The following is a 238-nucleotide window of genomic DNA, read 5'->3' on the forward strand; positions in this document are numbered from 1 at the left end:
CGGCCACGCGGTCGCCCGGGGCGAAGGGCAGGTCGGGCAGCAGGGTGTCCAGCATGCGCTCGGCCATATCGGCCGCCGTGGCCGTGCGGTGCACGGACATGCCGGGCTCGCCATGGTGGCCTATGCCGACCTCCATGCTGCCGCGCTCGATATGGAAATTGGCCTTGCCCACGGCGGGAATGGTGCATGCCGACAGGCCGATGCCGATGCTGCGCGTGCGGGCCATGGCGTGCCGGGC

The 238-nt window shown here is 71.8% G+C and carries 1 protein-coding gene; it reads right to left on the minus strand.

Annotation, left to right across the window (positions count from 1 at the left end):
- A partial coding sequence (locus ACFILO_RS09765) for a dihydroxyacetone kinase subunit DhaK (RefSeq protein WP_375678244.1) occupies positions 1-226 on the minus strand: 226 nt, incomplete at its 3' end.
- Positions 227-238 lie beyond the last annotated feature (12 nt).

The organism is Bartonella sp. AP72JLCBS (assembly GCF_042195705.1).
Classification (GTDB): Bacteria; Pseudomonadota; Alphaproteobacteria; order Rhizobiales; family Rhizobiaceae; genus Bartonella.